This window comes from Sphingomonas sp. NFX23, assembly GCF_049887795.1.
In the GTDB taxonomy this organism is placed as follows: Bacteria; Pseudomonadota; Alphaproteobacteria; order Sphingomonadales; family Sphingomonadaceae; genus Sphingomonas.
On the sequence record NZ_JAGEKH010000005.1, the window covers coordinates 257,819 to 282,765 of the forward strand.

Sequence of the window (24,947 nt, forward strand, 5' to 3'; positions counted from 1 at the left end):
TGGTTACTCAGCCCAGAAATTGCGTCATCCGCGCCGCCGCTCCGGTCCACGCGACCCCGCGATCGTCGAGCCATGCGTCGTCGTAATAGGTGCAGCCATAGCGATCGCCGCCATCGCACAACAGCGTGACGATGCTGCCCGTCTCGCCCGCCGCCGCCATCTCCTCGACGATCTGCGCGCAGGCCCAGAGGTTGGTCCCGGTCGAGCCGCCGACGCGCCGGCCGAGCCGGTCGGACAGCGCGCGCATCGCACCGATGCTGTCGGCGTCCTCGACCGCGATCATCCGGTCGATCACGCTCGGCACGAAGCTCGGCTCGACCCGCGGCCGTCCGATCCCCTCGATCCGCGACGCGCACCCCTCGGGCAACGCGACCACCGAGCGATCCTCGAAATAGCGGTGAAACACCGAGTGCACCGGGTCCGCGACGCACAATTTGGTGTCGTGGCGGCAGTATCGGATGAAGCGCCCGATCGTCGCCGACGTGCCGCCGGTCCCCGCGCCGCAGACGATCCAGGACGGGCACGGATGCTCCTCCTCGGCCATCTGCGCGAAGATGCTTTCGGCGATGTTGTTGTTGCCGCGCCAGTCGGTCGCGCGCTCGGCATAGGTGAACTGGTCGAGGTAATGCCCGCCGGTTTCGGCCGCGAGCCGGTGCGAGACCGCGTAGACGGTGCGCGGATCGTCGACCATGTGGATCTCGCCACCGTGAAAGCGGATCGCGTCGAGCTTGGGCTTGGCGGTGGTCGCGGGCACCACCGCGATGAAGCGCAGCCCCAGCATCCTGGCGAAATACGCCTCCGACACCGCGGTCGATCCCGACGAGGATTCGATCACCGTCGTCTCGGGCCCGATCCATTCGTTGCACAGCGCGTACAGGAACAGCGACCGCGCGAGCCGGTGCTTGAGGCTGCCCGTCGGATGCGAACTTTCGTCCTTCAGGTAGAGGACGATGCCGGGATACCGCGGCAAATCCACCCGGATCAGATGCGTGTCGGCGGATCGGTTATAGTCCGCCTCGATCCGCCGCACCGCCTCCGACAACCAGCGCCGGTCGACGCGCTTCGTCACCCTTGCAGCCCGTGACGGACCAGCATCGCGGTCGGCTCGGGATCACGCCCACGGAACGCGCGGAAGCTGTCCGCCGCGGGCCGCGTCGCCCCGCGCGCGAGCACTTCCTCGCGGAACCGGTCGCCGGTCTTGCGATCCACCAGGCCCGCCTCCGCGAACGCCTCGAAGCCATCCGCCGCGAGCAGTTCCGCGTAGAGATAGCTGTAATAGCCCGATGCATAGCCGCCCGCGAAAATGTGGCTGAACGCGTGCGGGAAGCGGTGCCATGCAGGCGGGCGGATCACCGCCACCTCGTCGCGCACCGCCTCGATCACCTCGATCGGATCGCTGCCCATCGTGCCGAGATGCAGCAGCAGGTCGAACAGCGCGAACTCGACCTGGCGCAGGATGAACATCCCCGCCTGGAAATGCCGCGCCTTCACCATCCGCTCGAACAGGTCGGCGGGGAGCGTCTCGCCGGTCTTGTAGTGGCCGGACATGCCGGTCAGCACGTCCTTGTCCCAGGCGAAATCCTCCATCAGCTGGCTCGGCAGCTCGATCGCATCCCACTCGAAGCCATTGGTGCCGGCGATGCTCGGCCGGTTCACCTTGGTGAAGAGCAGGTGGATGCAGTGGCCGGTCTCGTGCAGCAGCGTCGTCACGTCGTTGTGGCTCAGCAGCGACGGCGTCTCGCCGCCATCGGGTGCGAAGTTGCAGACGAGATACGCGACGGGCACCGTCACGGTATTGCCGTCGTGCAACCGCGGCCGCGCTTGCGCCATCCACGCACCGCCACGCTTGCCGGTACGCGCGTGGAGATCGAGATACAGGCCGGCGAACACCGTTCCGCTCTCGTCCACCACATCGAAGAACCGCGCATCGTCATGATACAGCGACACGTCGTCGCGCTCGACGAGCTTGATGCCGAACAGCCGCTGCATCAGCGTCTGCCAGCCCTCCATCACGCGCTCGACCGGGAAATACGCCTTCACCACCTGCGCATCGACCGCATAGCGATCCTGCCGCAACCAGTTCGACACGAAGCCCGCATCCCAAGGCTCGAAATCGGCGATCCCGAGTTGCTCGGCGGCAAACGTCTTCAGCTCGGCCAGGTCGCGCTCCGCCGCCGGCTTCGCGCGCCGTGCCAGATCGCGCAGGAACGCGATCACTTCGGCACCGTTGGGGGCCATCTTGGTCTCCAGCGACCACGCGACCGGATCGGTGAAGCCGAGCAGCTTGGCGCCCTCGTGCCGCAGTTCGAGGATACGCGCGATCCGCGCACTGTTGTCGAACTCGCCCGCGTTCGGTCCCTGGTCCGACGCGCGCGTCGCGAACGCGCGGTACATGCGGGCGCGCAACTCGCGGTTCTCCGCGAAGGTCAGCACCGCGTTGACGCTCGGCTGTTGCAGCGTGACCAGCCAGCCCGCCTGCCCCTTCGCCTTGGCGGCATCCGCGAACATCGCCTTGTCCGCATCCGAAATGCCAGCGAGATCGGCCTCGTCCGTCACCAGTTCCGACCACGCATCGGTCGCGTCGAGCACCGCGCTGCCGAACTCGTTTGACAACCCCGACAGCTCGACCGAAATCTCGCTGAACCGGTCGCGCGCCTCGGGCTCCAGTGCCACGCCCGACAGCGTGAAGTCACGGATCGCCTGCTCGACTGCTACCCGGTCTTCATCCGACAGCGACGCAAACTCGGGCGACACGCTCAGCGCCACGAACACCTCGTACAAATCGCGGTTCTGCCCGACCTTCATGTCGTTCTCGACGAGCCGCTTCTGCCCCTCCGAATACGCCGCGCGCAGTTCGGGCGTATCCGCGACGCCGTGGAGATGCGACACCGCCGACCAGATCGCACCGATCTCGGTATTCGCGCGCTCATACGGCAGCCACGCGCCGGCGAAATCGGTCGGCCGCGCGGTCGTCAGCGCCTCGACCATCGCCTCATGCCGCGCGATCGCCTCGTCGAGCGCAGGCGCGATCTGATCGGGCGAGAGCTCCGCGAAACGGGGCAGCGACAGCGTATCGAGAAGCGGGTTCGTCGGGGCAGTCATGGGAAAATCCTTCAGCATTCGACGACGTTGACGGCCAGGCCACCAAGCGACGTCTCCTTATATTGCGAGCGCATGTCCTCACCGGTCTGGCGCATCGTCTCGATCACCGCATCGAGGCTGACGATATGGCGACCGTCCCCCCGCAGCGCCAGATACGCGGCGTTGATCGCCTTGATCGCGCCCATCGTATTGCGCTCGATGCAGGGGATCTGGACCAGCCCGCCGATCGGATCGCATGTCAGCCCGAGGTTGTGCTCCATGCCGATCTCGGCAGCATTCTCGATCTGTTCGTTGGTCCCGCCGAGCGCCGCGACCAGCGCGCCAGCGGCCATCGAGCACGCGACGCCGACCTCACCCTGGCACCCCATCTCCGCCGCCGAGATCGACGCGCGCTTCTTGTAGAGAAACCCAATTGCCGCCGCGGTCAGCAGGAAATCGTGCGCGCCCTTCGGCGTCGGATCCTTGGTGAAGGTCTCGTAGAAGCGCAGCACCGCGGGCAGCACGCCCGCCGCGCCGTTGGTCGGCGCGGTCACGACGCGGCCCCCCGCAGCATTCTCCTCGTTCACTGCGAGCGCATACAGGCTGACCCACTCGAACACCGCGGAGGGATCGGCCGCGGTATCGCGCGCCTGCAAGCCCTCGAACAGCGCCTTCGCCCGACGCGGCACCTTCAGCCCACCCGGCAGGATACCCCCCTGCCGACAGCCGCGATCGATCGACGCGAACATGGCACCACGGACGGCATCGAGGAACGCATCGGTCTCGCTCTCCGGCCGCCACGCGATCTCGTTCTCGCGGACGATGTCGGCGATCGTCATCCCCGTCGCATCGCCGGTCGCGAGCAGCTCCGCCCCCGACGAGAATGGCCGCGGCAACAGGATGTTCGCCTTCACCGGCCCCGAGCCCGCCTCGACGATCGCCCCGCCGCCGATCGAGAAATAGGTCCGCTCGACGCTGCGCCCGTCACCGAACGAGGCGGTGAAGGTCACCGCATTGGGATGCCCCGGCAGGAAGGTCTTCGAATGAAACAGAAGGTGCTGGCTTTCCTCGAACCCGATCTCCACCCGTTCGGCGAGCATCAGCCGCCCGCTCGACCGGATCGCCGCCAGCCGCACCGGGATCAGGTCGGGATCGATCGTCTCCGGCTGCGCACCGCTCAGGCCCAGCATCACCGCGCTGTCGGTCGCATGCCCCCGCCCGGTCAGCGCCAGCGAGCCGTAAAGATCGACGCGCACCGCCACAGGCTTCTCGTCCGCGACCAGATCCGCGAACAGCCACGCCGCGCGCATTGGCCCGACGGTATGCGAACTCGACGGCCCGATCCCGATCGTGAACAGGTCGAGGATGCTGATCGCCTGGTGGCAATCGGGGCGAGCGCGAGTCTGCTCGTCCGGGCGATCAAAGGTCAGCGGAGTCATGCATCGCCGTTACGAGACTATACCCCGCGCCGTCCATCCGAAGCTGACGCAGCGCCTATTCCCCCGCCCATTCCTTGAGCAGCGTGTACGCGATCGCATAGGGCGGCGGCGCGACGAACGGCCCCTCCTCTCCGCGCAGCACCGCCCGCACCATCTCGCGCGGCACCCACATCGCATCCTCGAGCTCGTTCACATCGAGCGTGATCGCATCGTCCTCGGCCTCCGCAACGCATGCCATCATCAGCGACGACGGAAACGGCCAGGGCTGGCTCGCAACATACCGCACCTTGCCGACCCGCACGCCCGACTCCTCGAGGATCTCGCGCGCGACCGCTTCCTCGATCGACTCGGCCGGCTCGACGAAACCGGCCAGCGCGGAATACCGCCCCGGCGGCCACCCCTTGCCACGCCCGAGCAGCGCCCGCCCGTCATGCTCGGCGATCATGATCACCACCGGATCGACGCGCGGGAAGTGCTCGGTCCCGCAGTTCGGACACTTCCGCGCCCACCCCGCCCGGAACATTTCGGTCGGCGAACCGCACTTCGCGCAAAAACCATGCCGGACATGCCAGTCGATCACACTCCGCGCACCAGCGTACGTCGCCGCCTCACCGGGCGCGAGCGCTGCCAGTACCGCCATCAGCGCGGGCGAACGCATCGCCGGCGCGTTGTCGACGCGCATGCCCGCCAGCAGCGCCGCGAAATGCGGCCGTCCGCTGTCGTCGAGTCCAAGCAGGATCGGCTCGGCATCGTCGGGCATGTCCGCCATCGACGTCCAGGCGAGATGCCCGTCATCGGTCGTGCCCGGCAATAGCCCGTCGAGCACCAGCAGCCGCGCACGCCAATCGCGCTGCGCCGCCGCCAGCCCTTCCGGATCGTGACGCAATGCATCCGACCGGTCGAGCGTCCCACCGGTAAACCCAGGTGCCTCCATCACGCTCATCGGCGCAACCTCGCCGCATCTTGGAGCAGCGCCGCGACCACCTGCTGGCGGAGCGGTATCCGGTCCGCCGGGAAGTAATTGACCATCACGTTGCCGCGCGAATGCCTCGACGGATCGACCCACGCGATCGTCCCCGCCGCACCGCCCCAGGCATAGGTGCCCTTGCCCGGTCCGTTCGGCGTATCCGCGAGCACGACGGAACCGCCCGCGCCGAAGCCCATGTTGCTCCCCTGCGTACCCCCGGTGCCGCCACCGACTCCGCCGAATACCACGCCCGCCGGCAACAGGTTCGACGTCGCCAGCGCGATCGTCTCGGGCTTCATCACGCGCACGCCGTCGAGCGTGCCGCCGTCCTGGATCATGTGCAGGAACCGATCGTAATCGCGCGCCGACATCACGAGACCAGCACCGCCATACGGAAAGCTCGGCTTTTGCAGGAACACCGACGTCGCCGCCGGATCGAGCGGCGTCCGCGTGTCGCCGACGAACGCATAGTTGGTCGCGAGCCGCCCGACCTCGCTCTGCGGCACCTGCCAGAAGCTCGACCGCATCTTGAGCGGATCGAACAGCCGCGTCTGCACGAACCGCTCGAAGCTCATGCCGCTCGCCACCTCGATCACGCGGCCCATCACATCGAGCCCGATCGAATAGCTCCACTTGGTGCCAGGATCCGCAATCAGCGGCAGCGTCGCGACGCGGTTCGCGAACTCCTCGAGCGATTTCGGCCGGACGGGCCGCATCTTCTCTTCCATCGCCGCGCTGACCGACAGCGGCAGGATACCGAGCCGCTCATATTCCTTGAGCAGCGGCCCCTTGGTGACGATCGTGTAGCCGAGCCCGGCGGTGTGCGTCAGCAAATTGCGGATCGTGATCGGCCGCACGGCGGGCCGCGTCGCGAGCGACGTGTCGGGGCTGGTCGCCACCTTCATGTCCTTGAACGCCGGGATATATTTGCTGACCGGATCGTCGAGGTTGAGCTTGCCGTCCTCGACCAGCATCATCGCCGACATCCCGGTGATCGGCTTGGACATCGAATAGACGCGCCACAGCGAATCGGGGCCTGCCGCCGGAGCATTGGGGGCGTCGCTGATCTTCCCCGCGGACGGGAACAACGTCGGACCATCACCAGCCCCGAACGCACCGACGATCCCCGGCATCTTGTTCTGTGCGACATAGTTGTCGAACAGCGCGGACGTGGCAGGCAGGAGCGCGTTGACCGGGATCGTCATCCGCGGCGTAGGACGAGCCTGCGGGCTCACCTGCGGACGCGGCTGCGCCTGCTGGGCATAGGCCGTGGCAGCGGCCAGCGCGGCAAGTCCGCCCGTCGAAATCCAGTGCACCAGTTTCATGCAGCTCTCCGTATGGTCTTGCCGGCCTTGGCGAAAACGGTCGGGAGCCCGGCGGTATCCAGCTCGTCGATCGGCCACCATTTGCTTGCCGTTGGAACGCGCGGTTGATGCGCCTCGACCGCCGCCACCGCAAGCGTCAGTTGCAGATCGAAATGCGTAAATCCGTGTGCGACGGTTGCGTCCAGCATCCGCCAATCCGCCTGCGCCGGCGCGTCATCGAAACCGGGGGGAACATCACCCCAAGGCCCGGTCGGAAACGCGCGCATCCCGCCGAGCAGCCCCTTGTCCGGCCGCCGCACCAGCAACACCTGCCCGTCGCGCTCCAGCCAGAAGATCGTCCCGTACCGCCGAGGCTTGGCCGCCTTCTTCGCCTTCACCGGCAACCGCTCGGGCGCGCCCTGAGCAAAGCCCTCGCAATGCGCGCGGATCGGACACAACAAGCACTTCGGCGCGCGCGTCGTGCAGATCCCCGACCCCAGATCCATCATCGCCTGCGCGAAATCACCCGCCCGAGCATCCGGCGTGATCAAATCCGCCGCCACCCGAATCGCCGGTCGCGCAGCCGGCAAAGGCGTCTGAATCGCAAACACTCGCGCGACCACCCGCTCGACATTCGCATCGACCACCACCGCGCGCTCGCCAAACGCGATCGCCGCCACCGCCGCCGCTGTATAAGCGCCGAGCCCAGGCAAAGCGCGCAACTCCACCTCCGTCCGCGGAAATTCCCCGCCGTGATCTGAAACCACGGCCTTTGCCGCCTTCACGAGATTGCGCGCTCTCGCGTAATACCCAAGCCCAGCCCAAGCTGCCATCACATCGGCATCGTCCGCCGCAGCCAGACTCGCGAAATCCGGCCACCGCGCGGTCCACGCGAGGAACCGCGGCGTCACCGCGGCCACCGTCGTCTGCTGCAACATCACCTCGGACAGCCACACCCGGTACGGATCGACCGCCTCGCCCGGCTTCGCGCGCCACGGCAGGTCGCGACGATGCGCGTCATACCAGTCGAGCAGGGCCCGAGAGACCGAAGAGCGCTTGGCGTTCACGCGTCGCCTATGGCATGGGTTCGCAGATGAGCAAGCCGCCCGTTTCTGTGCCCAAACCTGCGACGCCCAAGCCGGCGACGAAGCGCATTAAAGGCAGGACCGACCCAGACGCCCCGCGCGAGAACCGCTCACGCGCGGTCGCCGAGCTGCTGCCCGCGATCGGCGGCGCGGCGTTCCGGCGATTCGGCTTCGTCCAGTCGTCGATCGTCAGCCGCTGGCCCGAGATCGTCGGCGCCAAACTGGCCGGTGCGAGCATCCCCGAATCGATCCGCTTCCCAGTCGGCAAGAAGCAGGACGGCGTCCTGACCCTTACCGTGCGCGGCGCACACGCACCGATGATGCAGCACATCGCGCCCGAGATCATCGAGCGCGTGAACCGCTTCTTCGGCTACGCCGCGATCGTGAAGGTAGCGATCCGCCAGGGCGAGGTCGCCGCGCCCGTCCCACGCAAGGCGCCCCCTTCGTTGCGCCCAGTCCCCGTCGATCTCGGTATGAGCCTGAAGGGCATCGCCGATCCGGAACTGCGCGCCGTCCTCGAATCCCTCGCCGCCGGCGTCGCCTCGACGCACGGCCTTCCCAGGATCAACTGATGCGCGTCTTGCTTGCCGTCTTCGCCCTCTTCCTGCTGACCGGCGCCGCGCCCAAGCGCGACTGGTCGCAGTCCGCGCGCATCCTCCCCTCGGGCGCCTACCTGATCGGCAACCCCGCCGCGCGCGTGAAGCTCGTCGAGTATGCGAGCTACACGTGTTCGCACTGCGCCGACTTCTCGGTGAAATCCGAACCCGTGCTGAAGCGCCAGATGATCGCATCGGGCTCGACCAGCCTCGAAGTCCGCCACTTCATCCGCGACCGGCTCGACCTGTCGGCGGCGATCCTCGCCCGCTGCACCGGCCCGAAAGGCTTCTCCGCCACCTCGTCCGCGATCTTCGCCGCACAGCCGCAATGGCTCGAGCGCGGGATCGAATACCAGCAAGGCAACGCCGCGCGCCTGAACATGTACCCGGCCGCCGCCCAGATCCGCGCCAACGCCGACGGCTCCGGCCTGACCGCGTTCGTCAAGGCGCGCGGGCTGTCGGACGCGGCCATCAACGCGTGCTTCGCCAACCAGCCCGAGATCGACCGCATCGTCAAACTGACCGCCGACGCGCCGAAGGAGATCGACTCGACGCCGACCTTCTACCTCAACGGCAGGCCCTTCCCGCACGTCGGCTGGGAACAGCTCGAACCCGCGCTCCGCAAGGCCGGCGCCCGTTAATTCACGTGATCCACTGGAGTAACCCGATGAAGTTCCTGACCACGCTCGCCGTCCTGCCGCTCGCGCTCGCCGCCTGCTCGAAGAACGATTCGACCGGTAACGTCGACCAGCCCGCTGCCGCGCCGGTAGCAGCCGCCGCAGCCCCCGCCGGCCAGAACTGGACCGAGACGGTCGTGAAGACCCCCGAGGGGTACCTGATGGGCAACCCGAACGCGCCGATCAAGCTCGTCGAATACGGCGCGCGTTCGTGCCCGACCTGCGGCGCATTCGGCCGCGAGGCGTACAAGCCGCTGACCGAGAAGTACGTCTCGACCGGGAAGGTCAGCTTCGAATTCCGCGACTTCCTCGTCCACGGCGCACCCGACGTGGCGCTGACGCTGCTTGGCCAGTGCGGCGGCGTCGCGCCGTTCTTCCCGATCCTCGAGCAGATGTACGGCAACCAGATCGCCTTCCTCGACAAGCTCCAGGCGATGACCCCCGACCAGCAGAAGGCGCTCGCCAACCAGCCGCCGACGGTCGTCGCGACCAAGCTCGCCGAACAGATGGGCGCGATCGATTTCGTCAAGCAGCGCGGGATCCCGGAAGCCAAGGCGCGCGCGTGCCTCGCGGATCAGAAGCAGCTCGAAGTAATGGCCAAGCCGACCGAGAACGCGATGCAGGCGGGCACCGTCACGGGCACGCCGACGTTCCTGATCAACGACAAGAAGCTCGATCAGGTCGTGAGCTGGGATCAGATGGAGAAGGCTCTGAAGGCCGCTGGGGCGTAAGCTAATCGCTCCACAAGTAACTACCCCGGCGAAGGCCGGGGCCCAATTGGAAAGGTGGAATTAACGAAGCGCAACCTTCGTTAGCGCCGTCTCCCAATTGGGCCCCGGCCTTCGCCAGGGAGGTGCAATGTTGGCGCACTCAGTCGAATGGCAGCACCGCCTTCCTTGTTCTCCCGCGAAGGCGGGAGCCCAGTCTGGGTCCCCGCCTTCGCGGGGAACCAACAGCGCAACGGTCCGGGGTAAGATCCAACTTTAGTCGTCGGGGGGCGCCAAGAATGCAGATCAAGCGCCTCCGCATCACCGGCTTCAAGAGCTTCGTCGACCCCGCCGATCTCCGCATAGAACCCGGCCTGACCGGCGTCGTCGGCCCCAACGGCTGCGGCAAGTCCAACCTCCTCGAAGCCCTCCGCTGGACGATGGGCGAGGCCAGCGCGAAATCGCTGCGCGGCGCCGGCATGGAAGACGTCATCTTCGCCGGCACCGCCACCCGCCCGCCACGCGACTTCGCCGAAGTCTCGATCCTCGCCGAAATAAGTGGTGACGAACGCGAGATTGTCCGCCGGATCGAGCGCGGCGCCGGCTCCGCCTACCGGATCGACGGCCGCGACGTTCGCGCAAAGGACGTCGGCCTGCTCTTTGCCGACGCCGCCACCGGCGCGCACTCGCCCGCGCTCGTCAGTCAGGGCAAGATCGGCGCCGTCATCGCCGCCAAACCCGCCGACCGCCGCGCCATGCTGGAGGAAGCCGCCGGCATTGCCGGCCTCCACGTCCGGCGGAAAGACGCTGAAGGCAAACTCCGCGCCACCGAAGCCAATCTCGCCAAGCTCGACGAGATCATCTCCGACCAGGACGCGCGCGCCGCCACGCTGAAACGCCAGGCCCGCGCCGCCGAACGCTATCGCCTCATCTCCGCGCAGATCCGAGTCGCCGAAGCGCGCACGCTCTTCGCCCGATGGCGCGAAGCCGCCACCGCAGCCGATGCCGCCAAGGCCGAAGCCGCCGCTGCCGAAACCCGCGTCCACGCCACGACCGAAGCCGAACGCGCAGCCGCCGCAAACCAGCACCGCGCGATCGAAGCCGTCGCCACCGCCCGCACCGCAGCGCTCGCCGCGCGCGACCTAGTCGGCGATCTCGCCCACCGCCTCGCCGCGCTCAAGACCGAAAAGGCCAGCGTCGAGCGCAGGATCGCCGACCTCGCCGACGCCCGCGCCCGAATCGCCGACGACCGCGCCCGCGAAGGATCGCTCGCCAGCGACGCCGCCGCCGCGCTCGCCCGCCTCGCCGAAGAGGCCAAGACGCTGGACACCGCGATCGCCGACGCCACCGCCGCGATCCCCGACCTCGACGCCGCACTCGCCGAAACCGAACGTCGCGCCCGCGACGCCGAAGTCGCGCTCGCCCAGGCCCTCGCCACGCAAGCCCGCGACGCCGCCGAAGTCCGCGTCGCCAGCGCAGCCCTCGCCGCCGCCCGCACCCGCGCCGACCGCGCCGATCGCGACGCCGCGCAGATCGCCGCCGCTCTCCGCGCCCTCGGCGACCCCGCGCCGCTGGCCGCAGAGCGCGAGACCGCCGCCGAAGCCCGACGCACCGCGACCGCCGCCGCAGAGTCCGCCCGCCAGGCCATCACCCAGGCAGACACCGACGAAGCCGCCGCGATCAGCGCGCGAGACGCCGCCGAAACCACTCGCGCGACCGCCCGCGCAGACCTCGCCGCGATCGACAGCGAAGTGACGGCGCTCACCAAGGCAACACAGCGCAGCGGTCGCGACCGGCTGCTCGACCATGTCTCGGCCAGCACCGGTTACGAACGCGCACTCGCCGCCGCACTCGGCGACGATCTCGAGACCGGCCTAGACGCATGGGCAGGCGCCGCGCCCCGCGAAGACGATCCCGCCGCGCCCGCCGACGCCGAACCGCTGGCAAAGCATGTCGACGCGCCCCCCGCCCTCGCCCGCAGGCTGGCGCAGGTCTTCGTCGCCGACACCGACGGCCAGCAACACCTCGCCGTCGGCCAGCGCATCGTCACCCGAGACGGCCGACTCCGCCGCTGGGACGGCTTCACCGCAACCGGCACCGGCGCGGCCGCCGCCGAGCGCCTCGTCCGCCGCAACCGCCTCGCCGCGCTCCAGGCTGCCCGCCCCGCCGCAGCCAAGGCGCTGGACGACGCCGAACGAACCCGCGCCGCGATCGACGAGCGGATCGCCCAGGCTAGAGGCCAGTCGCAAACCGCCCGCGCCGCCCTGCAACGCGCCGAAACCGCCGCGCGCGACGCCCTCCGCCAGGAAGACCGCGCCGCCGCCGCGCTCGAACGCCTCGCCACCCAGCGCACAGACCTCGACATCCGCGCGCACCGCATCGCCGACGACGTCGCCGACGCGCATGCCGACCGCACCCGCGCCGAAGCCGCGATGGCCGCCGTCCCTGACGGCACCGCCAACGCGCGCAAGGTCGCCGCGCTTCAATACGACGCCGAAAATGCCCGCGCCGCCGTCGCGCAGGCCCGCGCCGACCGCACCACGCTCGACCGCAGCATCGCCACCCACCGCGAACGCCTGTCCGCCGCCCAAGCAGACACCCGAAGCTGGCGCGCGCGCGCCGGTGAAGCCGCCAAACGCATCGCCGCCATGGACGCGCGCGAAACGACGCTGGGCGCCGACCTCGCCGCCATCGCCGCACGCCCCGCCGCCCTCGACGCTGAAATCGAGACGCTCGACGCCGAACACCATGACGCGCGCACAACCGCCGACGCGCTCCTCGCCACCGAACGCGCCGCGGAAACCGCCGCCCGCACCGCCGACGACGCCCACCGCGCCGCCACCGAAGCGCTCGCCGTCGCCCGCGAAGCCCGCGCCGGCGCGATCGCCCGCGTCGAAAATCACGAAGCGCGTCGCCTCGATCTCGGCCGCCTCTCAGGCGAGCGCTTCCAGTGCCCCGCCCCCGTCCTCCCCGAACGCCTCGGCTTCGCGGTCGCCGACGTCCGCGCGCCAGCCGAGGAGTCTGCCACGCACGACCGCCTCAACACAGATCGCGAACGCATCGGCCCGGTCAACCTCGTCGCCGAAACCGAACTCGCCGAACTCGAAGAGTCCGCGCGGGGCAACGCGGTCGAGCGCGACGAACTCGGCCAAGCCGTCAACCGCCTGCGCGGCTCGATCGGCACGCTCAACCGCGAAGGCCGCCAGCGCCTGCTCGCCGCGTTCGAAGCGGTGAACGGTCATTTCCAGCGCCTCTTCACCACGCTGTTCGACGGCGGCGCCGCGCATCTGGAACTGATCGATTCCGACGACCCGCTCGAAGCCGGCCTCGAGATCATGGCGCAACCACCCGGCAAACGCCTCCAGTCGCTAACGCTGCTGTCGGGCGGCGAACAGGCACTCACCGCGGTCGCGCTGATCTTCGGCCTGTTCCTCACTAACCCCGCGCCGATCTGCGTCCTCGACGAGGTCGACGCGCCGCTCGACGACGCCAATATCGAGCGCTTCTGCGACCTGCTTGACCGCATGTCGCGCGACACCGAAACGCGCTACCTCGTCGTCACGCACAACGCCGTCACGATGAGCCGCATGCACCGCCTGTTCGGCGTGACGATGATCGAACGCGGTGTCAGCCGCCTCGTCTCGGTCGATCTGCAGGCCGCGACCGGACTCATTGCAACCGCGTAGGGAGACAATCCCCGTTCGCGACGTTGATCCTCGATGTTCCTCGACGAATCCAGCATCTGGCCGCGCAAGGAGGACCTGCCTCCCCGCAAGCCCGTGTATCGGCACGAGAAGGCGCTGACCCGCCTGATCTTCGTCTATCTCGTCCTGTTGCTGCTCCTGCCCGTAAGCCTCGGCGGCATGGTCGACCTGATCCGCTATCTGTTCGGCTGATTTTCGGGTGTCCTACACAACCCGGTCCTGCCACCGTCGTGAATCCGCAATCGTCCACGTCTGGGCCTAAGTGCAGACATCGGAAAAATGCTCCCAGCGTCTGCACTTTGTGCACTTCCAGCATCGGGGCCGACCCGAAAGGTGGCCAGTACAACGACATAGCAACAAGTTGATCTCCATCACTCGACACCCCTTTTCGCGGAACGTAAGACGAACGAATGGCCCAACTCGACACCCGTGAAAAGCTCGAGATCCTCGCCGACGCGGCCAAATACGACGCGTCGTGCGCGTCGTCGGGCACGACCAAGCGCAATTCGAAGGACGGCAAAGGGCTCGGCTCGACCGAAGGCATGGGCATCTGCCACGCCTATGCGCCCGACGGCCGCTGCATCTCGCTGCTGAAGATCCTGCTGACCAACAGCTGCATCTTCGACTGCCATTACTGCATCAACCGCAAGAGCTCGAACGTCCGCCGCGCACGGTTCACGGCGAAGGAAGTCGTCGACCTCACCATCGCCTTCTACAAGCGCAATTATATCGAGGGGCTGTTCCTCTCGTCGGGCATCATCGCCTCGTCGAACTACACGATGGAGCAGATGGTCGAGGTCGCGCGGTCGCTTCGGGAAGACCATCATTTCCGTGGCTATATCCACCTCAAGACAATCCCCGACGCCGATCCCGAACTCGTCCACCAGGCCGGGCTGTACGCTGACCGTGTCTCGATCAATGTCGAACTCCCGACCGCAAACGGCCTGAAGCGCCTCGCCCCCGAGAAGGACGGCGTCCGCATCGAGACCGCGATGGCCGAGGTGAAGGCCTCAATCATCGACGGCAAGGACGCCAAGGCCAAGTACAAGTCCGCGCCCCGCTACGCCCCCGCCGGCCAGTCGACGCAGATGATCGTCGGCGCAGACGCGGCGACGGACGGCGATATCGTCCGGAAGGCGTCGACCTTGTACGACCGCTTCGGCCTGCGCCGCGTCTATTATTCCGCGTTCAGCCCGATCCCCGATGCGAGCGCCGTCCTTCCGTTGCAACGCCCGCCCTTGATGCGCGAGCACCGGCTGTACCAGTCCGACTGGCTGATGCGCTTCTACGAGTTCCAGCCGCACGAGGTGGTCGCCGCCGCCGACGACGCGACCGGGATGCTGCCGCTCGACATCGACCCCAAGCTCGCCTGGGCACTCAAATTTCGCGGATCTTTCCCAGTAGACGTCAACCGCGCCCCCCGCGAAATGCTCCTCCGCGTCCCCGGACTTGGCGTAAAGGCAGTCAACGGCATCCTCACCAGCCGCCGCTGGCGCCGCCTGCATTTGGCGGACATCGCCCGCTTGACCGTGTCAGTCGCCAAGCTTCGCCCCTTCATCATCGCCGAGGACTGGCGCCCCGTAGCACTAGCGGACAAAGCCGAACTCCGCCCGATCGTCGCCCCAAAACCCAAGCAAATGGAAATGTTCGCGTGAGCCCCGCACATTCCTCCCCGGCACGGGGAGGGGGACCAGCACAGCTGGTGGAGGGGGGCTTCTACGAGCGTATCATTGGTGGTGAACCCCCTCCACCACGCCGCTACGCGTCGCGGTCCCCCTCCCCGTGCCGGGGAGGATTATGCGCGTCGTAACCCTGTCCGAACCGGACGACTTCGACGGCTGGCGCGACGCTGCGCGCGGCCTGATCGCCGAAGACGTCCCCCCCGACGACGTCGTCTGGCAAGTCGGCGACGAGCCAGTCGACCTGTTCGCAACCGTCGCCGAACCCGCCCCTGCCCCGCCCCCCGGCGCGTTCTCAGTCCCCCGCGCCTTCATCGACCTGGCCCGCAGCGCCATCCTCGGCAGCGACCCAGAACGGTTCGCCCTGCTCTACACGCTGCTTTTCCGCCTCCGCCGCGAACCCAAACTGATCGAGGATCGCGCCGATCCGCTCGTCCGCCGCCTCGACCGAATCGCCAAGGACGTCCGTCGCGACATCCACAAGATGCGCGCCTTCCTCCGCTTCCGCGAAGTCGAGGAAGACGGCGGAATCCGCTTCGTCGCGTGGTTCGAGCCCGATCATCACATCGTCCGCGCGAACGCTGCGTTCTTCGTCAACCGCTTCGCCAGCATGCGCTGGTCGATCCTGACGCCCGGGGTCTCGATCCACTGGGACGGCAAGGCGCTCAGCGAAGGCCCCGGCGCGAGCAAGGCCGACGCCCCCGATGGCGACCCAACCGAGGAAGTCTGGAAGACTTATTACGCCAGCATCTTCAACCCAGCGCGCGTGAAGATCGGCGCGATGCTGAAGGAGATGCCGAAGAAATACTGGAAGAACATGCCTGAAACCGCGCTGGTGCCCGGCCTGCTGGCGGCGGCACAGGCACGGGAGAGCGGGATGATCGCGAAGGCGCGCGACACGGTCGGCGGCAACAGCCTGATCGCATGGGAAGCGCTGCGTGACGAAGCTGCCGGCTGCACCCGCTGCCCTCTGTACAAGCCCGCGACGCAAACCGTGTTCGGCGAAGGCCCGGTCGACGCGCCACTAATGTTCGTCGGCGAGCAGCCGGGCGACCAAGAGGATATCGCCGGCCGCCCGTTCGTCGGCCCCGCCGGCCAGATGTTCGACAAGGCGATGACCGAAGCCGGCGTCGACCGCTCCCGCGCCTACGTCACCAACGCGGTGAAACACTTCAAATTCGAACAGCGCGGCAAACGACGCATCCACGCCAAGCCCGGCGCTGGCGAGATCGACGCATGCCGCTGGTGGATCGAGCAGGAGCAGATGCTGATCAAGCCAAAGGTGACGGTGGCGCTGGGCGCGACGGCGGCGCGGTCGCTGTTCGGCAAGGTAATGACGATCGGGCGCGAGCGTGGGCGGGCGTTGCAGTTGCCGGATGGCGGCGAGGCTTGGATCACGGTGCATCCGAGCTATCTGCTGCGGCTACCGGACCCGGCGCAGGCGGCGGAGGAATATGCGCGGTTTGTCGAGGATTTGCGGGTCGTAGCCGGGCGGATCAGCTGATTTTCTGCGACATCGTTGCCAGTTGAACTTGCCCCGCCCGTCCTCCTGACGAAAGTCAGGACCCAGAGCCGTAACCGCTCTCCCTCGTAACCCTAGGTCCTGACTTTCGTCAGGAGGACGGGCGAGGCTGGATAGCCATATTCACCGATCACATCGAGTTTGGTTCTGGTCCCAACCGGCCAGCAGGGTCGTCGAGCGCTTCGATCGCAGCCATGTCCTCGTCGTCCAGCGTCAGATCCAACGCCGCGAAATTGTCAGCGAGATGCTCCGCATCCGACGCCTTCGGGATGACCGAAAAACCATTCGCCAGATGCCACGCCAGGATAACCTGCGCTGTACTCCAACCATGCTTGTCGGCGATCCGAACGATCGCGCTGTCCTGCAACAGCGTCTTGCCCTGCCCCAACGGGCTCCAGCTCTGCGTTATGACGCCATGCGCTTCATGATACGCACGCTGCTCGCGCTGCTGGAAATTCGGGTGGAGTTCGATCTGGTTGACCGCCGGGGTCACGCCGGTTGCGGCGACGATCGCATCGATATGCTCGGGCAGGAAGTTCGACACGCCGATCGACTTGGCCTTCCCGGCATCGCGCAGCGCGATCATCGCCTGCCAGGCTTCGATATACTTGTCCTGCTTCGGCACCGGCCAGTGCATCAGGTACAGGTCGACCGACTCGACACCGAGCAGCGCAAGGCTCTCGTCCATTGCTGCCTCGGCGTCACCCTGCCGATCATTCCACAGCTTGGTGGTCAGGAACGCATCCGAGCCCTTGTAGCCATCGCCGACACCGCGTTCGTTGTCGTAGATTGCGGCGGTGTCGACCAAGCGGAAGCCGATATCGAGCCCGGCGCGGACGATCGCCGCGGCTTGACTGTCGGGGATCTGCCATGTGCCCATGCCGAGCTGGGGCATCGTGCGGCCGTCGTTGAGTGTGAGATCTGTCATGCCGCACCAGCGAACGAACCGCGTGCCGGTTCCGATTGGCTCTTCCCTTCGTCGCCCGGTTCGCGCAATCGACCGAGCCATGTTCGAAAAGATTCTGGCCGTGCTGGCCACCTTCACGATCGGCGTCATCTCGTCGGGTGGCTATGTCGGCATCGCCTTGCTCATGGCGATCGAGAGCGCATGCATCCCGCTGCCGTCCGAGATCATCATGCCCTTCGCCGGCTATCTCGTCTCGACCGGGCGCTTCGACCTATATCTCGCCGCGACCGCGGGCGCGATCGGGTGCAACCTTGGCTCGATAGTAGCCTACGAAGTCGGCAAGCGCGGCGGCCGACCGATGGCCGAGCGCTGGGGTCGCTTCGTCCTGATCGGACCGGGCGAGCTTGACGCAGCCGACCGGTTCTTCGCACGCTGGGGCTCGATGGCGGTGCTGATCGGCCGCCTGCTCCCGGTGATCCGCTCGTTCATCGCCTTCCCCGCCGGAGTCGCGCGGATGAAGCTGGTGCCGTTCCACGTCTACACGTTCATCGGGTCTTGGCCGTGGTGCTTCGGGCTGGCGTGGGTCGGCATGAAGCTCGGCGACAAGTGGGACAGCGATCCGCGCGTCAAGGCCGCGTTCCACAGCGCCGACCTGCTGATCGGCGTCGCCCTGATCGCGCTGGTCGGCTTCTATGTCTGGCACCGGGTACGCGGTCTGAAGCGTCACTCGTAACCACGGAGCTTTGCTAACGCGCGCAGATCGTCGTCGCGGGTGGGAACGATCGACTGCATGCGGCGCTGATACGCCGCGACGATCTTGGGACCGGCCTTGGCGGGTGAACCGCTGTCGAATGGCGGCGCGGGGTCATATTCCAGACCGAGTTGCACCGCTCGAGCATGTGCCTCGCCACGGATCATCGCGGTCAGCGTCAGTGCGAAGTCGATCCCTGCGGTGACACCGCCGCCGGTCACGCGGTTGCGATCGACCACGGTCCGCGCGTCGACCGGGATGGCGTTGAACAGAGTCAGCATGTCGCGTTGCGCCCAGTGGCAACTGGCGCGGTAACCATGGAGCAACCCCGCCGCGCCGAGAATCAGCGAGCCGGTGCACACGCTCGTAACCCACGTCGCTTCGGCGCCGACCGTCTGGACCCACGCCATCGCCTCGTCGTCGGCGATCACGCCGTTTATGCCGAAACCGCCGGGCACGCAGAGAATGTCGGCATACGGCACGTCCGCAAAGGTCGCGGTCGGCAGGATCGAGAAACCGGCGTCGGTCGGGACCGGCTCCAGCGTCTTCCAGACAAGATCGAGCCGAGCGTTGCCGAGCCGCGACAGAACCTGCGCAGGGCCGGTCAGGTCAAGCTGCGTCACGTTCGGGAACAGCAGGAAGGCGATGCCCAGCGGCTCGGTCATGTGATTGCTCCTTGCGATAGGTTCTTACGATCAAGCATCGCGAAATCGCTCCGAATCGGCCTAACTCGCTGAAAAACAGCGCGAGTCCGGCAACGTGCAATGATCGCGCTCGCCCGAAGTGCAGAAAGTGCAGACGCTGGTGCAGTATTTTCGGTTGCGCCCGACGCACCGTAGGGGGCGGTTTTAGCGAATGCACTCCGGATGGCTGCCGACGTCATTCGCGCATCATGCCACTCCATCCGCCTGTAGGACAGTTACGTCTAAAACAGCGCGCGCGGGTGTCAGGCGAACAGCCACGTCCCGAGCATCAGCGCGGTCATGACGGCGGCAAGAAAAATTGCAGAGTAGGCGAGAAGTCTTTTTCGTAACCATCGGCGCGGATCGGGCGGGGACGGTTTTCGATTTCCGGATGTTAGCCCATCCGTTTGCCCCCTTTTGTGCGCCAGGGGGACGGTAAGCGGTGCGAAAAGCCGACCCACCCCTGCCTCTCCCTTTCAGGGAGGGGGGAAGTAATGGCGTTGTCGTTTACGACGGGTTTACGGGAGGACGGGGACTTCTGCCGCGCGCGTCTTGTTCTCAAGCCGCGATTCTCGCACCCGCTGACCGAAGCAGCCGGTGGCGCCGCCTGCGCCGACCGCCGAGCAGCTTCCGATCGTGCTGACGCCCGACCCGGCGTCCATCGTGCCCTGTGCCTTGGTTGCCCAGCTTGCATTTTCGGGCGTGACGACGAACTCGCGGAGTTCCTTGGGGACGCGGTATTGCTCCTGCGCGCTGCGACGGACGCAGACGACGATCTCTTCACCGTTCTGGTTGGTCGGGCAGCGCTCGTTGCCGAATAGCGTCAGGACGCCGTTGACAGGCGCACTGCGCGAGACTTCGCCGGGGGCGGAAATCGGTTTGGCCTTGCCGGTAGCACCGGGCAGAGCCGGTGCCAGCGTCGGTCCCTTGGCGGGTATCTGCGCCAGCGTTGGCGGCGCTACAGGGCGAGCAGATTGCGCCGTCTGCGCCGCAACGGGTCCGGCGACGAGCAACGCCGTCGCAAAAAGCATTTTCATACGCATCACTCCCACAATCCGTACTTCAGTCACTGGCCGTATCTCATTGTATCGGCCGCATCTCAGATCCGCTTGGCAGTCGCGATCGCAACCTTGCAGCCGAGCCGGATCGCGGCACTCAATACCGGATAACCCGGCGTCTCCTCCGCCCCTGCGGCGATCGCGGTGGCCTTGTGCTCGAGTTCCTCGGCCTGAAAATCGAGAATGGCTGCCGATAGCTCGGGGTCGCTGGCGCCAAGCTGAACGAGTTGCTCTTCGTAATGCTTGTCAATTTCAGTCTCGACCGCCGCCGTGCACGCCATCGCCGCTCGTGGGCTGATCGCCGCGGTCACCGCGCCAAGCGCGAAGCCAGCGACTTTCCAAATCGGCTGCAGAACGGTCGGCCGCACGCGGCGATCGACGATCATCTTGTCGAAGAAAGCGCGGTGGCGTTCCTCTTGCTGCGCCATGTGATGGATCGAGCGCGACGCCGGGTGGCGGTCGCCAAGCACAGCCAACTGACCCGCATAAATGCGGATCGCGCCGTACTCTCCGGCCTGGTCGACCCGGATCATTGAGTCCGTCGCCCGCTTGGCGTCTCCTGGCTTCCAGCCGCTCATCTCGTCTTCCTCATGAGTGCGAATATGGTGAACGCACCGACGAGGGAAAAGATGGCGTTGAAGCCGGCGAGCGAGATTCCGAGCAGTTTCCACTGTGGCGAATCGCAGCGCACCATCGGCGCATTCATGATCGCGGCGAGTCGCTCGGCGGCGGTCGTGCCGGCCATCGAGACGGTCGTGGTGCAGGCGGTGAAGCCGTTCCACCAGTAATATTCGACGCCGGCATGCGCGACGCCGATCAGACCGCTGAGGCCGATCAACAGCCCGGCGATGATCACCAGCGACGCCCGCAGCGAACGGCCGGGGACGAAGAACGTCGCGCCCGCGATCAGCACCGCGGAATAATGCGGCCAGCGCTGCCAGTGGCACATCTCGCACGGATACAGCCCGCCGAGATATTGCGAGCCGAGCGCACCGAGCAGCAGGAACGCCGGCAGCAGGAGCGCGATGGCACGCGCGATCTCTTCGTTCTTGGTCATGCCCAACCCGCGACGCACGCTCACTTGGTGGCTGCCTTGGCGGCGTCGGCATCGGGCTTGATCGGCCGCGGCTTCGTCGCGGCGGCGACCTGCACCGGGCCACCGAGGCGCGCGACGGTCTTCAGCGCGTAATAGAGCTGGAAATCGTCGATGCCCTGCTTCTTCAACTGGTCGGGCGTCTGCGAGAAGCGCGGATCGGTCTTGGTATCCTCCTCGAGCACCGCGTTGTCGGCCTTCACCTCGTTGATCAGGTGTTTCCGGAGATCGGCCTCGCGGAACACCGGGCGCGACTTGTAGTCGGGGTCGGTGAGCTGCGGCACCTTGATGTCGGGCTCGATCCCGCCCTCCTGCACCGATCGGCCGGACGGCGTGAAGTAGCGCGCGGTGGTCAGCCGCAGTGCGGTCTCGGGGCCGAGCTGGAGCACGGTCTGGACCGAGCCCTTGCCGAAGCTGCGCTCGCCCATGATCAGCGCGCGGTGGTGATCCTGGAGCGCGCCGGCGACGATCTCGGACGCGGACGCGGTGCCGGGATCGGTGAGGACGACGACCGGCAGGCCGTGCGCGTCGTCGCCGGGCTTGGCGTAATAGCGCTCGATATCGGTCTTCTCGCGGCCGCGCTGCGAGACGATCTCGCCATGATCGAGGAACGCGTCGCTCACCTCGATCGCCTGGGTCAGGAGCCCGCCGCCATTCTCGCGGAGGTCGACGACATAGCCGAGCGGGCGGTGGCCAAGCGACTTGTCGATCGCCATGATCGCCGCGCGGGTGTCGGCGCCGGTGTTTTCGCTGAACGTGTTGATGTTGATATAGCCGACGTCGCCGCGGACTTCCCACTTCACCGGCTTCTGGACGATGATCTCGCGCATCATCGTCACGTCGAGCGGCTTGTCGCGGCCTGGGCGGACGAGGCCCAGCGTGATCTTGCTACCGGGCTTGCCGCGCATCTTGCCGACCGCCTCGTCGAGCGAATCGCCGTAGATCAGCTTGCCGTCGATATGCGTGATGTAGTCGCCGGATTTGACGCCGGCGCGGGCAGCGGGGGAATCCTCCTGCGGGGCGACGACCTTGATCGCACCGTCCTCCATCTGCACCGTCAGCCCGAGACCGCCGTAATTGCCCTCGGTCATAATCCGGAGGTTTTCGTAGTCGAGCGCATCGACATAGCTGGAGTGCGGATCGAGGCTGGCGAGCATGCCCTGGATCGCGCCCTTGATCAGCGTCTTGTCATCGACCTTGTCGACATATTCCGCCTTCACGCGGTTGAAGACGTCGAGGAACTGGTCGAACTCGCGGTACGTGTCGGTGTCGACTGCCGCCATCGCGGAGGTGGCCAATGGGATCAGCGTCAGCGCGCCGACGATCGCAGTCGCGGCAAGGAACGGGGTACGCAGTATAGGACGAGGCATCGATGGTCCTGCAACCTGAGAAAAGACGTGTCGTACGGTCGTGACGGCGTAGCGTAGCGGAACGCTGGCGGCAACGCGCGCGCGGAGTGAAGGCGCGTGGGGGTTAATGAGGGCTGACTGGGGGGGCTTTCGATCCTCCCCCGCCAGGGGGAGGTGGCTGGCACTTGCCAGACGGAGGGGGCGGTAAGAGATTACCGCTGCTCCGTGTCCTCCCCTTCCGTCACCTTCGGCGACACCTCCCCCTTGCGGGGGGGGATCGAAAGCTGCGCCCATCGGATTTGGCTGATCAGCTGGGTCCTATCAACGAAGCGACATCGACCGGGCGACCCCGGCGGCGGAGTTCGACGGTGATGCGCGGGTCTTGGCGGGGGGCGGTGCCGAGCGGGGCGCCCATCGTGACACGGTCGCCGGGCTTTGCGGAGGTTGCCGCGAGGCCGGTGACGAGGCTGGTCCAACCATCGGCGTGGTCGACGATGACGATAACCCCGTAGTCGCGAAAGCGGCGGGCGTAGCGGATCGTCCCTGCAGCAGGCGCGACGACGCACGCACTGGGAGCGGTGGCGAAGGTCAGGCCGCGCGATCGGACTCCGGCGTCCGAGACTTCGTCGAAACCGGTGACGAGCCTGCCCGCTACCGGCGTGCGGTACACCCCGCTCGGTGGCGCCGGGGGCGTCGTACCGGGCGCGATCGGGCGGGGGAGCGGACCGGGGAGCGCGATCAGGCTGGCTGCGGTCGCCTTGGCGTTGGTGGTGGCGGCCATCCCGTCGACCAGATCGCGCGCGCGTTCGCCGAGCGCCAGCGCGCGATCGGACTCGCTTAGCGCGCCGCGGCCGAGCGACTGGCTGCGCTGGCGATGACGCGCCTCCAAGGTGGCCAGCGCGATGCGATCGTTCTCCAGACGCGCACGGCCGTCGGCGAGCGCCTTGGCGGCGAGCGTCGCGCTGGCCTGCAACCGCCGCGTCTCGGCGAGTTCGGTGCGAACGGCCTCGGTACGCTGGCGCACCACGGGAAGCGCGCTGCCGAGCACTGCGCGGACATGGACGAGGTCGTCGACCGATCCCGGCTGCGCGACCGCGACGATCGTCGGGCGGCGGGCCAGCGATTCCAGCGCCGCGAGTAGGCGGGCGACGGGGGCTTGCGCGCGGCCGAGCTTGGCGCGCTGATCGGACAGGAGGCGGTCGACTAGCGCCACGCGGGCGCTGGCGGTTGCGAGGTTCGCTTCGGCGGCGGTCACGCGTGCAGCGAGCGCCAGTTCCTCACGGCGCGCCTTGTCGGCCGCGTTGCGTTCCCGCGTGGCCGCGGCGACGAGTTTGGCGGCATGGGCAGTGGCGATTACCGCATCGCGTTTGGCAGCGACCAGGCGTTGCTGTTCGCTCGCCAACTCGGGCGCGTCAGTCTGTGCAGTTACGCCCGCCGCCGCGAACAGCGCCGCGATCGCGAGAACGCCCCCCATCCTCATGCATCACCCTTCGCGGTGATAGGGGTGGTTGGCAAGGATGCTGGTGGCGCGGAAGAGTTGTTCGGCGAGCATCGCGCGCGCCAGCAGATGGGGCCAGGTCGCGCGGCCGAACGAGAACAGCAGGTCCGCCTCCTCGCGCGCCGCGTCGTCGAAGCCGTCAGCCGCCCCGATCATGAACCGCGCCTCGCGCACGCCGTCGTCGCGCCAACGCTCGAGCTTTTGCGCGAACTGCGTCGAGGACAGCGTCTCGCCCTTCTCGTCGAGCAGGATGCGCCTAGTCTGCTCGCCGACGAGCGGAATCTTGCCGCCGGTGTCGGGGAGCTCGCTGACCTTGGTCGGCCAGACGATCCTCTTCAGATAGCGGTCGACGAGGTCGGCCTCGGGCGAGCGCCCGATCCGACCGCGGGCGACGATGTGGAGCAGCATGATCCGACCTGGGGCCGCCTCGAAGTCAGTTTAGTCTTCGTCGGTGAAGGTCGGCACGGGTGGCGGCGCCGGTGCGTCGCCGAATGCCCACATCCGCTCCAGATTGTAGAAGCTGCGGACTTCGGGGCGGAACAGGTGGACGATTACGTCGGTCGCGTCGATCAGCACCCAGTCCGCGGTCGGCAGGCCTTCGATCTTAACCGGGCGCTTAAACTCGGCCTTGATCCGCTCGGCCAGCTTCTGCGCCATCGAGGCGACCTGGCGGGTCGAACGACCGCTGGCGATCACCATGTAATCGGCGATGCTGGTCTTGCCCGCGAGCGGGATCGAGATGGTCTCGACCGCCTGGTCGTCGTCGAGCGACGCGAGGATCAGGCGATGCAGCGCCTCAACCTCTTCGGGGTCGGTCGCGCGAGGGGCAGTAGGGGAAGTGGCCAAG

General features: G+C 67.3%; 23 protein-coding genes. 8 read left to right on the forward strand and 15 right to left on the reverse strand.

Annotation, left to right across the window (positions count from 1 at the left end; all coding sequences use genetic code 11):
• Nucleotides 1–7: 7 nt before the first annotated feature.
• Genes J4O76_RS14850 through J4O76_RS14875 form a run of 6 tightly spaced genes read right to left on the reverse strand, consistent with a single transcriptional unit; the run spans nucleotide 8 to nucleotide 7,858 of the window.
• Nucleotides 8–1,069 carry a PLP-dependent cysteine synthase family protein gene (locus tag J4O76_RS14850; RefSeq protein WP_426282599.1) on the reverse strand — a complete coding sequence of 354 codons (1,062 nt, stop codon included), beginning with the start codon at nucleotides 1,067–1,069 and terminating at the stop codon, nucleotides 8–10.
• The gene (locus tag J4O76_RS14855; RefSeq protein ID WP_426282600.1) at nucleotides 1,066–3,102 is read right to left on the reverse strand and encodes a M3 family metallopeptidase; all 2,037 of its coding nucleotides are present in this window, start codon (nucleotides 3,100–3,102) and stop codon (nucleotides 1,066–1,068) included. Before J4O76_RS14855 ends, J4O76_RS14850 begins: the two co-directional genes overlap by 4 nt.
• Nucleotides 3,103–3,113: 11 nt before the next feature.
• A complete protein-coding gene (locus J4O76_RS14860) occupies nucleotides 3,114–4,520 on the reverse strand; it encodes an L-serine ammonia-lyase (protein ID WP_426282601.1) in 1,407 nt (468 codons plus the stop codon).
• 55 nt (nucleotides 4,521–4,575) lie between these two features.
• A complete protein-coding gene (nudC, locus tag J4O76_RS14865) occupies nucleotides 4,576–5,454 on the reverse strand; it encodes an NAD(+) diphosphatase (RefSeq protein ID WP_426282920.1) in 879 nt (292 codons plus the stop codon).
• A 5-nt stretch (nucleotides 5,455–5,459) separates the two neighbouring features.
• Complete coding sequence (locus J4O76_RS14870; RefSeq protein WP_426282602.1) at nucleotides 5,460–6,812, reverse strand: serine hydrolase domain-containing protein; 1,353 nt, start codon at nucleotides 6,810–6,812, stop codon at nucleotides 5,460–5,462.
• Nucleotides 6,809–7,858, reverse strand: coding sequence for an A/G-specific adenine glycosylase (locus J4O76_RS14875; protein WP_426282603.1), 1,050 nt, complete (start codon nucleotides 7,856–7,858; stop codon nucleotides 6,809–6,811). The genes J4O76_RS14870 and J4O76_RS14875 overlap by 4 nt, the downstream gene beginning before the upstream one ends.
• A gap of 26 nt (nucleotides 7,859–7,884) precedes the next feature.
• Here J4O76_RS14875 and J4O76_RS14880 point away from each other — a divergent pair, with 26 nt between their 5' ends.
• From J4O76_RS14880 to J4O76_RS14910, 7 genes are all read left to right on the forward strand, one after another.
• The gene (locus J4O76_RS14880; protein WP_426282604.1) at nucleotides 7,885–8,448 is read left to right on the forward strand and encodes a DUF721 domain-containing protein; all 564 of its coding nucleotides are present in this window, start codon (nucleotides 7,885–7,887) and stop codon (nucleotides 8,446–8,448) included.
• Complete coding sequence (locus J4O76_RS14885) at nucleotides 8,448–9,113, forward strand: thioredoxin domain-containing protein (RefSeq protein ID WP_426282605.1); 666 nt, start codon at nucleotides 8,448–8,450, stop codon at nucleotides 9,111–9,113. The genes J4O76_RS14880 and J4O76_RS14885 overlap by 1 nt, the downstream gene beginning before the upstream one ends.
• Nucleotides 9,114–9,139: 26 nt before the next feature.
• Nucleotides 9,140–9,880 (forward strand): thioredoxin domain-containing protein, encoded by a 741-nt coding sequence (locus tag J4O76_RS14890; RefSeq protein WP_056051660.1) that lies wholly within the window; start codon nucleotides 9,140–9,142, stop codon nucleotides 9,878–9,880.
• Between the two features lie 275 nt (nucleotides 9,881–10,155).
• A complete protein-coding gene (gene smc, locus J4O76_RS14895) occupies nucleotides 10,156–13,542 on the forward strand; it encodes a chromosome segregation protein SMC (protein WP_426282606.1) in 3,387 nt (1,128 codons plus the stop codon).
• Between the two features lie 33 nt (nucleotides 13,543–13,575).
• Entirely contained in the window at nucleotides 13,576–13,752 is a 177-nt protein-coding gene (locus J4O76_RS14900; RefSeq protein WP_426282607.1) for a hypothetical protein, read from the forward strand.
• Nucleotides 13,753–13,970: 218 nt separating this feature from the next.
• Nucleotides 13,971–15,215 carry a putative DNA modification/repair radical SAM protein gene (locus J4O76_RS14905; RefSeq protein WP_426282608.1) on the forward strand — a complete coding sequence of 415 codons (1,245 nt, stop codon included), beginning with the start codon at nucleotides 13,971–13,973 and terminating at the stop codon, nucleotides 15,213–15,215.
• 142 nt (nucleotides 15,216–15,357) lie between these two features.
• Complete coding sequence (locus J4O76_RS14910) at nucleotides 15,358–16,743, forward strand: UdgX family uracil-DNA binding protein (RefSeq protein ID WP_426282609.1); 1,386 nt, start codon at nucleotides 15,358–15,360, stop codon at nucleotides 16,741–16,743.
• Nucleotides 16,744–16,891: 148 nt separating this feature from the next.
• On the opposite strand, the gene J4O76_RS14915 is transcribed toward J4O76_RS14910, so the two are convergent.
• Nucleotides 16,892–17,689, reverse strand: a complete 798-nt coding sequence (locus J4O76_RS14915; protein WP_426282611.1) for an aldo/keto reductase — start codon at nucleotides 17,687–17,689, stop codon at nucleotides 16,892–16,894.
• Nucleotides 17,690–17,768: 79 nt separating this feature from the next.
• On the opposite strand from J4O76_RS14915, the gene J4O76_RS14920 reads away from it, so the two are divergent.
• A complete protein-coding gene (locus J4O76_RS14920) occupies nucleotides 17,769–18,401 on the forward strand; it encodes a DedA family protein (RefSeq protein WP_426282613.1) in 633 nt (210 codons plus the stop codon).
• Here J4O76_RS14920 and J4O76_RS14925 read toward each other — a convergent pair.
• The 8 genes from J4O76_RS14925 to rsfS all read right to left on the reverse strand — a co-directional run bounded on the left by J4O76_RS14925 (nucleotide 18,392) and on the right by rsfS (nucleotide 24,946).
• On the reverse strand, nucleotides 18,392–19,084 hold the full coding sequence (locus tag J4O76_RS14925; protein ID WP_426282615.1) for a DJ-1/PfpI family protein: 693 nt from the start codon (nucleotides 19,082–19,084) through the stop codon (nucleotides 18,392–18,394). The two genes, J4O76_RS14920 and J4O76_RS14925, sit on opposite strands and share 10 nt — an antisense overlap.
• 536 nt (nucleotides 19,085–19,620) lie before the next feature.
• Nucleotides 19,621–20,139 (reverse strand): hypothetical protein, encoded by a 519-nt coding sequence (locus J4O76_RS14930; RefSeq protein WP_426282617.1) that lies wholly within the window; start codon nucleotides 20,137–20,139, stop codon nucleotides 19,621–19,623.
• Between the two features lie 62 nt (nucleotides 20,140–20,201).
• Nucleotides 20,202–20,738, reverse strand: a complete 537-nt coding sequence (locus J4O76_RS14935) for a demethoxyubiquinone hydroxylase family protein (RefSeq protein WP_056051676.1) — start codon at nucleotides 20,736–20,738, stop codon at nucleotides 20,202–20,204.
• Complete coding sequence (locus tag J4O76_RS14940; RefSeq protein WP_426282619.1) at nucleotides 20,735–21,217, reverse strand: disulfide bond formation protein B; 483 nt, start codon at nucleotides 21,215–21,217, stop codon at nucleotides 20,735–20,737. The genes J4O76_RS14935 and J4O76_RS14940 overlap by 4 nt, the downstream gene beginning before the upstream one ends.
• A 20-nt stretch (nucleotides 21,218–21,237) precedes the next feature.
• Nucleotides 21,238–22,623, reverse strand: a complete 1,386-nt coding sequence (locus J4O76_RS14945) for a S41 family peptidase (protein WP_426282621.1) — start codon at nucleotides 22,621–22,623, stop codon at nucleotides 21,238–21,240.
• A 286-nt stretch (nucleotides 22,624–22,909) separates the two neighbouring features.
• Nucleotides 22,910–24,082 (reverse strand): murein hydrolase activator EnvC family protein, encoded by a 1,173-nt coding sequence (locus J4O76_RS14950; protein WP_426282623.1) that lies wholly within the window; start codon nucleotides 24,080–24,082, stop codon nucleotides 22,910–22,912.
• A 3-nt stretch (nucleotides 24,083–24,085) separates the two neighbouring features.
• Nucleotides 24,086–24,508 carry a 23S rRNA (pseudouridine(1915)-N(3))-methyltransferase RlmH gene (locus J4O76_RS14955; RefSeq protein ID WP_426282625.1) on the reverse strand — a complete coding sequence of 141 codons (423 nt, stop codon included), beginning with the start codon at nucleotides 24,506–24,508 and terminating at the stop codon, nucleotides 24,086–24,088.
• A 30-nt stretch (nucleotides 24,509–24,538) separates the two neighbouring features.
• Nucleotides 24,539–24,946: a ribosome silencing factor gene (rsfS, locus tag J4O76_RS14960; RefSeq protein ID WP_056061225.1), complete on the reverse strand. Its 408-nt coding sequence runs from the start codon at nucleotides 24,944–24,946 to the stop codon at nucleotides 24,539–24,541.
• Nucleotide 24,947 lies beyond the last annotated feature (1 nt).